Genomic DNA, 14808 nt, shown 5'->3' with positions numbered 1-14808 from the left:
GGGACGCGGGATCGAGGACGCCCGACGCCGCTCCACAGACGGCTCCCCCTCGGCCGACGACAGCCTGCGTCCCGCGGCGGTGCTGTGGTCGGTGGTGCGTGCCAGACTGACAGCGATCGGAGGCGGACCAGCCCCCGCAGCAGTCGTCTCGAAAGGCACCCACCGCACCGATGTTCCTCCTCGACGGTTCCGCCATCACGAGCGCCAGCGACCTCTCCAACGCCTCCTACTGCGAGTTCGCCTTCCTGCGCACGGTCGACGCGAAGCTCCGTCGGATCGAACCGATCGTCGAGCCCGAGGACGAGATGCTCATGCGGACCTCCAAGCTCGGCGACCAGCACGAGCTGCGCGTCCTCGAGTCCTACCGCGCCGAGTTCGGTACCGGCGTCGTCGAGCTCGACCGCCCCGACGTCCGAGACGCGGTGGCGCTCGCCGCAGCCGTCGAGTCGACGATCACGGCGTTCCGCGACGGAGCCCCGGTCGTCTTCCAGGCCGCGTTCTTCGACGGATCCTTCATCGGCTTCGCCGACTTCATCGTGCGCCGGCCCGACGGCCGGTATCGCGTGCAGGACACCAAACTCGCGCGCTCTCCGAAGGTGACCGCCCTCCTCCAGCTTGCCGCCTACGTGGAGCAGCTGCAGATGGCCGGGATCCCGGTCGACGACGACGTCGACCTCATTCTGGGAGACGGCACCGTCAGCACCCACGCGGTGGCCGACATCCTGCCGGTGTACCGTCGCCGTCGTGCGCGCCTGCTGCGGATCGTCGCCGAACGGCTCGAGGCCGACGGGCCGGTGGCCTGGGGCGACCAGCGCTACAGCGTCTGCGGACGATGCGCGTGGTGCGACGCCGAGATCACGGCCTCACGCGACGTCCTGCTGGTGGCCGGCCTCCGGTTGACGCAGCGCGACCGCCTGCTGGCGGCCGGCATCGCCACGATCGACGATCTGGCGTCGCTCACGCTCACCGGATCGACCGAACGACCGGGGCAGCACGGGCCGTCGGGTGGCGCCGGCGGGACGGTCGACGGCATCGCCGAGAGCACGCTCGCCGCGCTGCGAGAGCAGGCGCACCTGCAGCTCGAGCCGTCACTTGCCGCCGGCGTGCCGGCGTTCCGCGTGCACGACGCCACGGCGCTCGGACTCCTGCCGCAACCCGATCCGGGCGACGTCTTCTTCGACTTCGAGGGCGACCCGCTGTACACCGAGGGCGAGCCGGGCGACGCCCGCCGGGGCGACCGCACGAGGTGGGGCATCGACTACCTGTTCGGTCTCGTCGACACCGACGGCCGGTTCCGATCCTGGTGGGCGCACGACTTCCATGAGGAGCGCACGGCCCTGATCGACTTCCTCGCCTACCTCACCGCCCGTCGTGCCGAGTTCCCGAGCATGCACGTGTACCACTACGCCGCGTACGAGCGGACGCACCTGCTCTCGCTGGCCGCTCGGCACGGCGTCGGGGAGGACACGATCGACGACCTCCTCCGCGAGGCCGTGCTCTTCGACCTCTACCCCTTCGTCAGGAAGACGGTGCGCGTCGGCTCTCGGTCGTACTCGATCAAGAAGCTCGAGCCGCTCTACATGGGCGAGGACCACCGCGACAGCGACGTCACCGACGCCGCGGCATCCATCACCGCCTACGCGGAGGCGCGCGAGCTGAGTCGGAGCGACGACCCGGAGCTCGTCGCCGAAGGCGAACGGAAGCTCGCGGAGATCGCCGAGTACAACGCGTACGACTGCGAGTCGACCCGTCGGTTGCGGAACTGGTTGCTCGACCTCGGTGCGGAACGGGGCGTGCTGCCGGGCACCTTCGTCACCGACGCACCCGAGCCCCTCGTGGACGAACCGACGCCGCTCCACGACGCGCTGACGGCGTTGGCCGGAGACCCCCTCGACCCGGAACGCACCGCCGACGCCACCGCGTATGCGCTCGCGGCCGCCGCCATCGACTACCACCGGCGCGAGCACAAGTCGTTCTGGCAGGAGCACTTCTCCCGACTCATCGCCGCGCGCGACGAATGGGAGGACACCCGGAACGTCTTCACCGTCACCTCGGGAGTCGTCGAGCGCGACTGGTTCCGCGAGGGGCGGCAGCGCAGCGACCGCCGTCACGTCCGACTCCGCGGCCGATGGGCTCCCGGCAGCAGTGTGAAGGTCGGCGCCGACCCGTTCGCGGTCTACGACCACCCGGGACCGTACACGCTCCCCCGCGCCGAGCCCGGCTCGCGACCGGCGGGGCAGATCACGGTCCTCGACGTCGACGACGACTCCCTGCTCATCCAAGAGACGCTCAAAACGGATCGTGAGCCCTACACGGAGCTGCCGGTCGCGCTCACGCCGTCTCCTCCCCCGCGACCCGGAACACAGGTCGACGCGATCGCCGAGTGGGGGCAAGCGGTCCTCGACGCCGCTCCGGAGTGGCCGGACGACGGCGTCGTCGACATCCTGCGGCGACGGCCGCCCCGCACGAGCTCGGGTGAGCCGCTCCCCCACCGTGGAGACGGGCGGACGATCGAAGACGTGACCGCCGCGTTGCTCGACCTCGACGACTCGGCGCTCGCCGTCCAGGGGCCGCCCGGAACCGGCAAGACCTACGTCGCCTCGCACGTCATCACGGCCCTCGTGCAGCAGCACGGCTGGCGGATCGGGGTCGTGGCGCAGTCGCACGACGTCGTCGAGAACCTCCTCGAGCGTGTGGTGAAGGCGGGGCTCTCCCCCGCGCTCGTGGCGAAGACCCTGCGATCCGGTGCCGACCCGGATGCGGAGCGCGGCTACACGGTCCTTCCGGCCAATGGTCATGGCGCGTTCATGGCCGAGCAGGCCGGCGGCTTCGTCATCGGCGGGACGGCCTGGGACTTCAGCAACCCCAACCGGTTCGACCGGAAGTCGCTCGACCTCCTCGTCGTCGACGAAGCCGGCCAGTTCTCGCTCGCATACACGATCGCGGCGAGCGTCGCCGCGCGGAACCTCCTCCTCCTGGGCGACCCGCAGCAGCTGCCGCAGGTGAGCCAGGGGACGCATCCCGAACCGATCGACACCTCGGCCCTCGGATTCGTGGCCGACGGTCGCGACGTCCTCCCTCCGGAACTCGGCTACTTCCTCCACGAGACCTGGCGGATGGACGCCGCGGTCACCGAGCCGGTCTCGCGCTTGTCGTACGGTGGCGAGCTGCGCTCAGCAGCGGCCACGACGAAGCGGCGCCTGGAGGGTCGTGCGCCGGGACTGCACGTCGTCCCGGTCCACCACGTCGGAAATGCGACGAGTTCGCAGGAGGAGGCCGACCGCGTCGCCGAACTCGTCCGGTCGAGCATCGGGCTCCGCTGGACCGATCCGGATGCCGGCCGCATCGACGACCCGGTGAGCGAGGCCGACATCATCGTCGTCTGTCCCTACAACGCCCACGTCGCCGTCGTCCGTGCGACGCTCGACGCGGCCGGGTTCGACGCGGTGCGCGTCGGGACCGTCGACAAGTTCCAGGGTCAGGAGGCCGTCATCGCGATCGTGTCGCTGGCCGCGTCCTCCCCCGCCGACGTCCCGCGGGGCATGTCGTTCCTGTTGATGAAGAACCGACTGAACGTCGGGATCTCCCGCGCCCAGTGGGCGGCGTACCTCGTGCACTCCCCCGCGCTCACCGAGTACCTGCCGGTCACGCCGGAGGGTGTCGCCGAGCTCAGCGCCTTCATCCGGTTGGTCGACGGCCACTGACCAGCTCCACCGCGGCTGCGGAGGGGCGAGGATTCCGTCGCGCCGCGTCGATACGACCGTTCTGCGCCGCCTTCGCGAGCCACCGCTGACGCTGCTCCACGGTCGAATCCTTCACCCGACCGAACCGGTTCACGGCGACGGGCTTGATCCCGCAGAACCGGAGGGTGGTGGTGCGGAGTTGCTTCACCGTCGTGTCGCCGACGAGCGGCAGGTACCACGAGGGCGAGTCCGACGTGACGATCATCCGACCAGTGCGGCCCGCCAGCAGCCCCTCAGGGAGGCCGGTCGACTTCATCCGGTAGGCGCGACGGGGCAGCAGCAGGCGATCGAAGAACCCCTTGAGCAGCGCCGGCACCGATCCCCACCAGACCGGAGCCACGATCACGATGTGGTCCGCGGCGAGGATCTGCTCCCACGCCCGTTCGAGGTCGGGCTCCAGGTCTTGACGGCGGGTGTAACCGAGGCGGAGGTTCGTGTCGAACGCGAGGTCGCGGACGGCGAGGACGGTCGCGTCGCCGTGCGCCTCCGCGTAGCTCGTGGCGAGGGCGGCGCACAGGGACCCGGGGTTCGGGTGTCCGTCGATGACGAGGGCGGGCATGAGTTCTCCAACAGTTGTAGGTCTGGACAGTGCCAAGAATCTGGACACTGTCCACTTCCGGCCGGAACCGACTGTACGGGTACGATGTTGCTTGTGTCAAGATCGACGACGGCGTACCACCACGGCAACCTCGGGCCGGCGCTCGAGGACGCTGCGCTCGAACTCATGCGGACGCAAGGCCATGCCACGCTGAGCTTGCGAGAGGTCGCGCGGCGCGCGGGAGTCAGCCATAACGCGCCGTACCACCATTTCGGCGACCGGACCGCGCTCCTGAAGCGGCTGAGTGAACGCGGCATGGCCGAGCTCCTGGACGCCATGCGCGAGGAGCGGGAGGCGACGGCGGGTCGAGACCCACGGGAGGCGGCCGTCCGGATCGGTTCGACGTATGTGCACTACGCGGCGCAGCATCCGGAGCGGTTCCGCCTAATCTACGACCCCGAAGTCTGTGTCCCCGGTTCGCCCAGCGAGGCTATGGCGCCACTCATCGGTGGCGTCGAAGCGCTGCTCGCCGAGACGACGGCGTCGCTGGCGCCCGGCGCCGAGCCGCAGGTCGTCGCCGCCCTGACCACGGCGGTCTGGGCCGCGGTCCATGGGCTCGCGGAGCTCGTCGTCGCCGGACACATCTCCGAGGTGGAGGCCCGACCCGCGCTGGAGGCGTTGCTCACGCGACCCTGAGTTCGCGTCTCGCATGGAGCCTGTGCACGATCCTTATCCGGGAAACGGTCGGGAAGCTCAGAGGTCGTTCATAGTCGAACCAGACGATTCACTCGGATTGCGGGAGTCAGATGATCTCAGCACCCCGCCGAGAGGAATCCCCGTGAACACCACGCCAGATCCAGAACACCCTGAGCCGCGTCCCGCGGACGGCACGCAGACGCCGCAGCCGTCGCCCGCACCCGACCCGTACCAGCCGCCCACCGGCTCGTATCAGCCCCAGCCCGGGGTGGACGTCACTCCCCCGGCCGGCTACCCCGGCAACACGGCCGCGGGTGGTCCACGACGCGAGCCCACGACGCCCTTCGGTTACGCGACGGTTCCTCACGCGACGAGCGGTCACGTGTGGCCCGATCATCACCAGGGCCCGCAGGGTCAGTACGGACCGTACGCCGCCGGCCAGGGCCAGTCCGCGCCCTCCGGCACCTGGCAGCCCCAACCGTACGGACAGCAGACGATTCCCCAGTCGTTGTCGACCACGGGCACTCCCGCGAAGAAGCAGCCCATCGGCTGGATCATCGCCGCCGCGACGGCCGCCACGGTCGTGTCCCTCGTGACCGGTGGCCTCGGCCTCGCTTCGCTGGCGGCCGGCGCGTTCCAGAGCGTCGCCGCCTCCTCACAGGTGACCGAGACGGTGCCGGACGAGGGCGGTCAGAGCTTCCGCGCTCCCGGCGGGCTGCCTGGGCCGCAGCAGGCGACGCCGGATGCCGCGACGGCGAACACCCGGAGTGCCACCGCCGCTGAATCCGTGGGAGTCGTCGACATCGACACCGAGCTGGCCTACCAGGGGGCCGCCGCCGCGGGAACCGGGATGATCCTCACCGCGGACGGCCAGATCCTGACCAACAACCACGTCGTCGCGGGAGCGACGAGCATCGTCGTGACCGTCGTGGCGACCGGGGAGAAGTACGACGCACGCGTCGTCGGGACGGATGCCACGAACGACGTCGCGCTCCTGCAGCTCGACGGCGCCTCAGGGCTGGACACCGTGGCAGTCGACGATGACGGCGGCGCGGCCGTCGGTGACGCCGTCACCGGGGTCGGGAACGCGGGAGGCACGGGTGGGACGCCCAGCGCGGCGGACGGGTCCGTCACCGCCCTCGACCAGGACATCACGGTGCAGGATGAGACGACCGGGGCGGGCAAGCAGCTGACCGGACTAATCCAGACGGACGCGGACATCCAGTCGGGCGACTCCGGCGGACCGCTCTACGACTCGGAGGGCGAGGTCGTCGGCGTCGACACCGCTGCCTCCTCCGGTGGGACCGACATCGACGGATTCGCGATCCCGATCGACGACGCGTTGTCCATCGTCGACCAGATCCGCACCGGCGTCGCGACCGACACCGTCTCGATCGGCTACCCGGCCTTCATCGGGGTCGGTCTGGCCGCGTCCGGCGTAGCCCAGACCGTGCCGGGGGCTGTGGTCGGTTCGGTGATCGAGAACACGCCGGCGGCGTCGATCGGCCTCGCAGCCGGCGACGTCATCACGGGCATCAACGGTGCCGCCATCGACTCCGCGGAGACCTTGACGGCGACCATGGCCACGCTCGAGCCCGGCCAGACGGTCTCCGTCACCTGGACCACGGCGCGTGGGACCTCGCAGACCGCTGACGTGACCCTGATCGAGGGCCCGGTCGGCTGATCGCGCGCTCGGGACGCTCGACGACTCCTCACCTCCGGCCCGCAGCCGGACCCGAGGAGTGGTCGACGTCTGGCCAGTAGGCTCGGGAGGCGGTGCCTCGCCGCGACCACCGGAAGGAACCGCTCGTGACCCGCTTTCTCGGAGTCGACCTCGCCTGGGGCGAGGGGACCGGCTCCCGCGCGGCGAACGAGTCGGGACTGGTGTGCATCGACGAGACCGGGGCGGTCATCGAGGCCGGGTGGGCCGTGGGGATCGACGCCGTCGTCGCCTGGCTCGTCGACACCGCATCACCGGGCTCCGTGATCGCGGTCGACGCCCCACTGCTCGTCCAGAACCAGACCGGCATGCGTCTCTGTGAACGTGAGGTCGGACAGCGGTACGGGCGCTGGCAGGTTTCGGCCTATCCGTCGAACCTCGGCCTGCCGGCGCTCGGTGGTGTCGCGCTCTTCAGGGCGCTGGAGGCGGCTGGGTTCCAGTATTTCGACGGACTGAGCACGCCCGCCGCGGATGCCGTCCTGTTCTTCGAGGCCTATCCCCACACCACGTTGGTGGGTGCCGAGGAGTTCGGGTACCCGGATGCGCGGCCCCGCTACAAACGACTCGACCCCGGTCTCCCTGTCGCCGAGCGACGGCGACGCCGTGCGGAGGTCTGTGACGACCTCGTCTCGCGCCTGCAGGCGCTGACCTCGGCGACTCCGCCACTCGACCTCGACACACACCCGGTGACGGCGCTCCTCATCGCGGAACCCTCGCCGCTGAAGGAATCGGCACACAAGCACCGTGAGGACCTCATCGACGCGGCCATCTGCGCGTGGACGGCATCCGCCTGGTCCCGCTGGGGGCTCGAACGGTTCCAGGTCCTCGGCGCCTCGGATGCTCCGGACGACCGGGGGCGTGTCCCCACGCTCCTCGCCATGGCGCGGCCCGAGCAGCGCTCCAAACCGGATATTCCTTTCTCGGCATATAACGGTTCAGCCCCACAACGGGCATTCGCGCCACTCAGGGGGCCGATATCCCTGCAAACCACAACAGACCACGATCTCGACGAAGGACATATGAAGAAGAAGGAATACGCCCAGGACGACGCCCCGGCGGAATCGAACACGATCGAGTTCGTCCCCGGCGGAGCGGCGAACGCCGACGCGTCACCCGCGGCCTCGACGCGAGCCCCCTCCCCCGCTCCGACGACCGTCGAACTCCTGCGCAGTGCCACCTGGCACCTCGAGCACGCACGGGTGGTGGGCCACCCCGACGATGTCGAGTTCGAAGCGGCGAGGTCGGCGTTGGCGGAGGCCGTCTTCGACCTCGAGCACGTCCAGTACGGGGAGACGACTCGCGGCTAGGGCACCCGTCAGGCGGGTCCTGAGCCCGATCGGCGCCGTGTCTCCCGGTCCGCGCGTGCGCGTCGCTCGAGGATGTCGTTGCGAACCCAGCGGATCAGCAGCGACATGGCGAGCGACAGGAACAGGAACGCCGCCGCGCCCAGGGCGTAGGAGATGAAGTCCGTGGGGATGAACGTCGTGCCGAGCACGAGCGCCGAGGGCGGCCACTGGTCGGCGAGTGCGGCCGGCACGCCCGTGGCCTGGAAGCACTCGATCGCCGCCGAGAAGACGAACGCGCCGAGGGCGATCTGCCACAGCGGACGCCGTGGGGCGGCGAAGGCCAGGAGGAGCGCGACGAGGACCGTGTACAGCGCGTTGGTCACGGGGTTCGCCCAGGCTGCCGCCACCGACCAGTGCACCGTCAGCCCGGCGACGATCGTGATGATGGCTGCGCCGAGGAGCAGCGCGCGCTTGAGCGAGGTGGCGGGGCGTGGCCCCTCGTCCGTCTGGTCGGGTGCGTCGGTCATGCTTTCGTCCTCCGGGTGCGTCGTTGTCGCCCACGGGCCCAGTCACGGGCCTCGGTTCCGGAGAGGGCGAGGATGATGGAACAGTCGACCGCGAAGCCGATCAGGTTGGTCTGCAGGGTCAATCCGCCGGCGCCGGCGACATAGCTCGCGGCGAGGGTGGCGATGGACGTCGAGCTGAAGGTCATGGCGAGCAGGCGCGCGAGATTGCCTCCCCGATGGACCCGCCAGGCGAGGACGAGGTAGCAGAGCGTCACCACGGCCGACAGGGCCAGCACGGCCCCGACCACCCACGGGATGAGGACGACGTCGTCAGCCGTCGCAGCTGTCGCGCGGGCCTCCGAGATGACCTGCTTCCAATCGGAGACCAGGAGGGCGCCGGAGAGCACGGTGGACAGCGCCGCGACGACCATGAGGACCACGCCGACGGTGGTGTCCAAAGGCCGCGGATCGCCGGCCCGGATGAGGGAGCGCGTCGGGGGAGCGTCGGCGGCCGGCAGGGTCGCCGCCGGCGGCACAACCACGGCGCTGAGATCGATGATCGGCAGGTCGCCGTCGGTGACGATCGCGTCGCCTCCGCCGTTCCGCGAGTGGTAGCCGGTGGAGAAGTTGTCGATCACGGACGTCGACGCCCCGAGGTCTGCGGCCGCGATCGACGCGACGATGTGATCGCGTTCGTCGTCGACGTCGTCGGCGATCCGATGGGTCACCTGCAGGGTGAAGACGCTGATGCCGACCGATCGGTCGTACGTCCCGGCGGCCAGCCAATCCGCCTGGTAGCCGCCCGGGAGCAGCCAACCCTCGGGGGTCGGCCAGAACCGGACGTGGTGCCGCTTCCCGGGACTGCCGTCGACCTCCTGCTGGTAGCAGAACGCCTGGGGGCGACCGAACAGGTAGAGCGACGAGACGGGTGCCTCGGAGTAGCTGCGCCTGGTCAGCGTCGAGGTCACGATCCGCAGGTTCGCGCGCAGGCCGAGGTCGTCGGCGAGCGTCCAGCCCGCCGAGAGCATCGCCATGTGGATCTGCTCCTCCCGACCACGGAGGCCGAGGTTCACGGGATCACCGAGGATGCCCTCGCGCGTGCGAGTGCGTCCGATGAAGTAGTCGGGCAGGTAGACGCGCGACAGCACGGTGTGCAGGCGGGGGAGGATGAGGTAGGCGATGACGAGGTAGATGACGAGGATGAACCAGGCTTGGGCCCACCCGCGCGCGAACGCCTCGGTGAGCAGCACGTACGCCAGGAAGACGGCCGCAGCCGTGCCGAAGGCGAAGAACCAACCGTCGACGATGCGTGCGATCCGTCCGCGACGATCCTCGGACAGGCCGCTTGCGGGCCCGATGAGGTCGCTGCGGGTCTTCGTCACCCGTCCAGGGTAGGGCCTGGTGCATCCACGTGCCGGGTGCGTGGGTGGTGGGAGGATGGTGGGATGGACTCCGTCGCCCACATCACCGACCTCGCCGACTTCATCGTCGCCTCGCCCACCTCGTATCACGCGGTCGCGGAGAGTGCTCGGCGCCTCACGGCGGCCGGCTTCACCCGGCGGCTCGAGACCGAGTCCTGGGACGGCGGCGCCGGCCGGTTCTTCGTCGAACGCGAGGGCGCGGTGATCGCCTGGGTGCAGCCCGAGCAGGCCCACGCCACGACGCCGTTCCGCATCCTCGGCTCGCATACCGACTCGCCGAGCTTCAAACTCAAGCCGAAGCCGACGACCGGCGCTCACGGGTGGCTGCAGGCCGGCGTGGAGGTCTACGGGGGACCGCTCCTCAACTCCTGGCTCGACCGCGAGCTCGAACTCGCCGGACGCCTGGTGACGCTCGACGGCACCGTGCACCTCGTCCGGACCGGCCCGTTCCTGCGCATCCCGCAGCTCGCCGTGCACCTCGATCGAGGTGTCAACGACGGCCTCGTCCTCGATCGCCAGCGCCACCTGCAGCCGGTGTACGGGGTCGGCGACCTCGCCCACGCCGACGTGCTCGCGCACCTGGCGACGATCGCAGGTGTCGACCCCACCGCGATCGCCGGGTACGACGTGCTCGTCGCCGACACCCAGGAGCCTCGGCGATTCGGTCTCGACGGTCAGCTGTTCGCCGCCGGACGCATGGACAACCTGACCTCGGTCCACGCGGGACTCGCGGCGTTGCTGGCCGCGAGCGACGGGGGAGCGACGGACGACGCCGGACACATCACGGTCTTCGCCGCCTTCGACCACGAGGAGCTCGGTTCGGCCTCGACGTCCGGTGCCAGCGGTCCGTTCCTCGACGACGTCCTCACCCGCATCGGCGCATCGCTGGGCGCGACGACGTCCGAACGGCTCCAGGCCTATGCGGCCTCCTGGTGCCTGTCAGCTGACGCCGGCCACGCGATCCACCCGAACTACCCGGAGCGCCACGACCCGGCCAACCGTCCGATCGCCGGTGGCGGGCCACTGCTCAAGATCAACGCGAACCAGCGTTACGCCACCGACGCCCTCGGGGCCGCACTGTGGGCCCGGAGCTGCGCCGCCGCAGGTGTGGCCTCACAGGACTTCGTGTCGAACAACACGGTGCCGTGCGGCTCGACCATCGGCCCGCTCACCGCGACGCGGCTCGGCATCCGGACGGTCGACGTCGGGACGCCGCTGCTGTCGATGCACTCCGCCCGCGAGCTGTGCCACATCGACGATCCGACCGCTCTGAGCGCAGCGGTCCAGGCATTCTTCCGGGGCGCCTGAGCCGCGCCGCAGCAGGAGATCCGCGCGGGAGCAGGACGCCCGAAGGCGGACGGTCCTGCTCCGGCGCTGATCTCCTGCTACCGGACCGGGCTCAGCCCAGTTCGCGCAGTCGCAGACGACGTCCGTCGGGGCTCGCGTCCGGGTTCACCTCGACGAGGTCGGAGCGCGAGTTGATGAAGTCGCTGAACGAGCGGTAGCCGAGCGGCTTCTCCTTGAACGCCGGATCCATGCGGATCATCTGGTTCTTCACCTCGGCGTTCAGCAGCCAGTCCTCGTCGTCGTTCTTGGCGTGCACGAGGCGGAGCGCCCGCACGAGGAGCTCGGTCGCCGCACGCTGTGCGTCGGGGCCGGAGGGGTCCGCGGTCTCCTCGTCGGTGTCGTCCAGGTCGTCGGCGTCGCGGTGGCTGAAGACCGGTTCAGTGAAGAGGCCGCCGATGCGGGGAGGTGTCTGGGCGACCGGCGCTTCGGCCGTCGGCGTGGACCCGGACGAGGCGCGACGACGCCCGCCGGACTTGGGCGCGGACTTCGGCGCCTCCTCCGGGGAGACCTCCGCCGTGCTCTCGACGGCGGCAGGGGTCCGGGGCGTGCGCGTGACGACCGGCCGGACGATCCCGGGGATGTCGTCGTAGTCGGAGAACTCGTCACACGCCGCCATGAGCGCACGACTCGTCGCACCGGCGACACCGATCCCGATCACGTGGCGTCCGAGGCGTCGGCAGCGCTGCGCGAGGGAGATGTAGTCCGAGTCGCCTGCGACGATCACGATGTGCGTGAGGTCGGGGAGGCGGAAGAGGTCCTCGACGACGTCGACGGCGAGGCGGATGTCGGCACCGTTCTTCATCGCCTTCGTCGTGGGGAACATCTGCGTCAGGTCGACCGCGCGGTCCACGAGGTCCTTCTGATACGCGGAGTTGACCGGCTCGGACCAGTCGGCGTAGGAACGGCTGATGACGATGTTCCCGAACGACGAGGTGTAGTCGAGGATGGCGCCCACGTCGACGCGAGCGGCCTGCAGGCGCTCGGAGATCTCGTCGCCTTCGGGTGCGGCGGAGGGCACGTGGGACCGCGCGCGATCCCGGCTGAACGCCGCCTTCCCGTAGAGCTGGTTGTAGCGCGAGATGACGATGTTGTCGAAGTCGATGTAGACCGCGACTCTGGGCGTTCCGGTTTCTGCCATGACTCCATCATCCTCTGGTGGCCCGCGAATCGGCGACTTCAGTCCTCCACAGCCCGGCTTGCGGGGCTCCTCTCCACCGCTGCTGCGCCGGCCAGGCCGTGACCGACCTGGGCTGCGTACCGTGGTCGCATGCCCAGTCACGCCGTCGACATCTTCAGCCCAGGGTCGCAACCCAAGTTATACCCGGTTATACTCTCACCTGTGAAGACCGCCATCTCGTTGCCTGATGAACTGTTCACCCGCGTCGAGGCTCGCGCCGCCGAGCTCGGTGTCAACCGGTCCGAATTCTTCGCGGCGGCGGCGAGTCGGTATCTCGACGAGACCGATGCCGCCGGTCTCACTGACGCAGTGGACACCGCGCTGCGGCGTGCGGGAGTCGCTTCAGCGGAGGAAGCACGGGGCGTCGCCGCGGCCGGACGCGACCGCCTTGCCGAACTCACTGCCGGAGACGATTGGTGATCCGCCGCGGTGACATCCGGTGGGTCGATCTCGGCCCTCGCGAACGGGGGAGTGCGCCCGCCGGCCGCCGCCCGGTCGTCGTCGTCCAACATGACGCCTACACGCGGAGCGCACTCCGGACCGTGATCGTCGCGGTCGTCACGTCGAACACGGCGCTCGCCGAGCTCCCGGGCAACGTGTTCCTCCCTGCGACGGCTTCCGGCCTGCCGAAGGACTCGGTCGTGAACACCACGCAGCTGCTCACCCTCGATGAGGACGACCTCGGTCCGGCCGCCGGAAGGGTTCCCGTCACCCTGTCACTGGACCTGGACGCGGGGCTCCGGCGAGTGCTGCACCTCTGAGGCGGTGCCGGAGCGATCGGCTCAGAGGTGGCCGGTGAGCTTTCCGTGGAACGCCGAGCTGCGTTCGTCGAGTCCGGTGAACACGACCCGCTTGCCGTGTGCGGCGTACTTCTCCTGCACGGCGTCGAGGACGGCGACGCTCGAGGCGTCCCAGATCTGCGAGGCGGTGAAGTCGACGACGACTTCCGCAGGATCGGCGGCGTAGTCGAACTGCTCGACCAGGTCGTTGCTACTGCCGAAGAACAGGGGGCCGATGACGCTGTAGCGGACGGAGGCGGCGTCGTCCGCGAGGACCCGGCGGACGCGGATCACGTGGGCCACGCGCCGCGCGAAGAGCACCATCGCGAGGACGGCTCCTGCAGCGACGCCGATCGCGAGGTTGTGTGTGATGACGACCACCGAGACGGTCACCACCATCACGACCGTCTCGGGGATCGGCATCCGTCGCAGGGTCGCCGGGCGCACGCTGTGCCAGTCGACGGTCTTGATGGCGACGATCATCATCACGGCGGCCAGCGCGACCATCGGGATCTGCGCCATCACCGGGCTGAGCGCGGTCACGAGCAGCAGGAGGAAGACGCCGGCGACGAATGTGGAGATCCTCGTCCGAGCTCGGCCCAGTTTGACGTTCACGACCGTCTGACCGATCATCGCGCAGCCGGCGATCCCGCCGTACCAACCGGCCAGGATGTTGGCGACGCCGAGGGCCCACGACTCACGCCCCTTCGACGAGGTCGTGTCGGTGATGTCGTCGACGAGTTTCGCCGTGAGGAGGGTCTCCATGAGCCCCACGAACGCGACGCTCAGCGCGGTCGGCCAGATGATGCCGAGCGTCTCGAGGTTCAGCGGCACGAGCAGCGCGGTCAGGCCGGGGAGGCCGCCGGAGACGTCGCCCTGGTCGCCGACGGTCGGCACGGCGGCGTGCGCGATCATCGTGATCGCGGTGACGACGACGATGGCGACGAGCGGCGCCGGCACCGTGGTGGTGAGCTTGGGGAGCAGCAGGACGATCAGCACCGTGATGACGAACAGCGGGTAGACGAGCCACGGGACGCCGAGCAGGTGGGGGACCTGGGCGACGAAGATGAGGATGCCGAGCGCGTTGACGAACCCGATCATCACCGAGCGGGGGATGAACCGCATGAGCCGGGAGAGACCGGTGACGCCGAACACGATCTGGATGAGGCCCGCGAGGATGACGGCGGGGAGCAGGTACTCCACGCCGTGTTCCTTGACGAGCGGCGCGACGACGAGGGCGACGGCTCCCGCGGCGGCCGTGATCATCGCCGGACGCCCGCCGAGGATCGACATCGAGATGGCGAGCACGACGGAGGCGATGAGGCTGACCTTCGGGTCGACGCCGGCGATGATCGAGAAGGAGATGACCTCGGGGATGAGCGCCAGCGTCGTCACGATCCCGGCGAGGATCTCGACACTGAAGGCCCTGGGGTTCCGCAGGGTCGCGATGACGCCCGGGCTCGGGCGGACGGCGGTGCGCATGGGGGCGTCGGGCTGACTCACCGTGCAAGCCTAGGCTCGTTCGCAACGCAGGACGCACCGGGCGAGTCGCTGCTGGTGCCGCAGGGGCGCGTCGCGACATGCGACGACCGTCC

12 protein-coding genes are annotated in these 14808 nt (G+C 69.9%); 7 read left to right on the top strand and 5 right to left on the bottom strand.

Translation table 11 applies throughout. The annotated features are described in order from the left end of the window. Positions 1-170 precede the first annotated feature (170 nt). Entirely contained in the window at positions 171-3704 is a 3534-nt protein-coding gene (locus tag GV015_RS02995; protein WP_159876483.1) for a bifunctional RecB family nuclease/DEAD/DEAH box helicase, read from the top strand. On the opposite strand, the gene GV015_RS02990 is transcribed toward GV015_RS02995, so the two are convergent. Further along, entirely contained in the window at positions 3679-4302 is a 624-nt protein-coding gene (locus tag GV015_RS02990; RefSeq protein WP_159876482.1) for an NAD(P)H-dependent oxidoreductase, read from the bottom strand. The genes GV015_RS02995 and GV015_RS02990 overlap by 26 nt on opposite strands. A 93-nt stretch (positions 4303-4395) precedes the next feature. On the opposite strand from GV015_RS02990, the gene GV015_RS02985 reads away from it, so the two are divergent. The 3 genes from GV015_RS02985 (at position 4396) to GV015_RS02975 (ending at position 8004) form a co-directional block, all read left to right on the top strand. Beyond that, complete coding sequence (locus GV015_RS02985; protein ID WP_236555311.1) at positions 4396-4977, top strand: TetR/AcrR family transcriptional regulator; 582 nt, start codon at positions 4396-4398, stop codon at positions 4975-4977. A 142-nt stretch (positions 4978-5119) separates the two neighbouring features. Continuing rightward, on the top strand, positions 5120-6661 hold the full coding sequence (locus GV015_RS19105; RefSeq protein ID WP_236555310.1) for a S1C family serine protease: 1542 nt from the start codon (positions 5120-5122) through the stop codon (positions 6659-6661). Between the two features lie 125 nt (positions 6662-6786). Next, a complete protein-coding gene (locus tag GV015_RS02975; RefSeq protein ID WP_159876477.1) occupies positions 6787-8004 on the top strand; it encodes a DUF429 domain-containing protein in 1218 nt (405 codons plus the stop codon). Positions 8005-8012: 8 nt separating this feature from the next. Here GV015_RS02975 and GV015_RS02970 read toward each other — a convergent pair whose 3' ends face one another. Together GV015_RS02970 and GV015_RS02965 are read right to left on the bottom strand one after the other, a co-directional pair. Further along, positions 8013-8510, bottom strand: a complete 498-nt coding sequence (locus tag GV015_RS02970; RefSeq protein WP_159876475.1) for a DUF2809 domain-containing protein — start codon at positions 8508-8510, stop codon at positions 8013-8015. After that, positions 8507-9871 carry an LssY C-terminal domain-containing protein gene (locus tag GV015_RS02965; protein WP_236555309.1) on the bottom strand — a complete coding sequence of 455 codons (1365 nt, stop codon included), beginning with the start codon at positions 9869-9871 and terminating at the stop codon, positions 8507-8509. Before GV015_RS02965 ends, GV015_RS02970 begins: the two co-directional genes overlap by 4 nt. 63 nt (positions 9872-9934) lie before the next feature. Between GV015_RS02965 and GV015_RS02960 the strand changes: the two genes are divergently transcribed. Next, on the top strand, positions 9935-11218 hold the full coding sequence (locus GV015_RS02960) for a M18 family aminopeptidase (protein ID WP_159876473.1): 1284 nt from the start codon (positions 9935-9937) through the stop codon (positions 11216-11218). 91 nt (positions 11219-11309) lie between these two features. On the opposite strand, the gene GV015_RS02955 is transcribed toward GV015_RS02960, so the two are convergent. Next, positions 11310-12395 carry an NYN domain-containing protein gene (locus GV015_RS02955; RefSeq protein ID WP_079704288.1) on the bottom strand — a complete coding sequence of 362 codons (1086 nt, stop codon included), beginning with the start codon at positions 12393-12395 and terminating at the stop codon, positions 11310-11312. Positions 12396-12596: 201 nt separating this feature from the next. On the opposite strand from GV015_RS02955, the gene GV015_RS02950 reads away from it, so the two are divergent. Both GV015_RS02950 and GV015_RS02945 read left to right on the top strand, forming a co-directional pair. Continuing rightward, a complete protein-coding gene (locus GV015_RS02950) occupies positions 12597-12854 on the top strand; it encodes a CopG family ribbon-helix-helix protein (protein ID WP_159876470.1) in 258 nt (85 codons plus the stop codon). Beyond that, positions 12851-13195 (top strand): type II toxin-antitoxin system PemK/MazF family toxin, encoded by a 345-nt coding sequence (locus GV015_RS02945; protein WP_274498837.1) that lies wholly within the window; start codon positions 12851-12853, stop codon positions 13193-13195. The genes GV015_RS02950 and GV015_RS02945 overlap by 4 nt, the downstream gene beginning before the upstream one ends. A 21-nt stretch (positions 13196-13216) precedes the next feature. On the opposite strand, the gene GV015_RS02940 is transcribed toward GV015_RS02945, so the two are convergent. After that, positions 13217-14695 carry a SulP family inorganic anion transporter gene (locus GV015_RS02940; RefSeq protein ID WP_159880040.1) on the bottom strand — a complete coding sequence of 493 codons (1479 nt, stop codon included), beginning with the start codon at positions 14693-14695 and terminating at the stop codon, positions 13217-13219. Positions 14696-14808: the final 113 nt, after the last annotated feature.

It is taken from the genome of Plantibacter sp. T3, from assembly GCF_902506515.1.
Lineage (GTDB): Bacteria > Actinomycetota > Actinomycetes > Actinomycetales > Microbacteriaceae > Plantibacter > Plantibacter auratus.
Note: the sequence above shows the minus strand (reverse complement) of the source record. Positions and strands in the feature narration are given on the sequence as shown.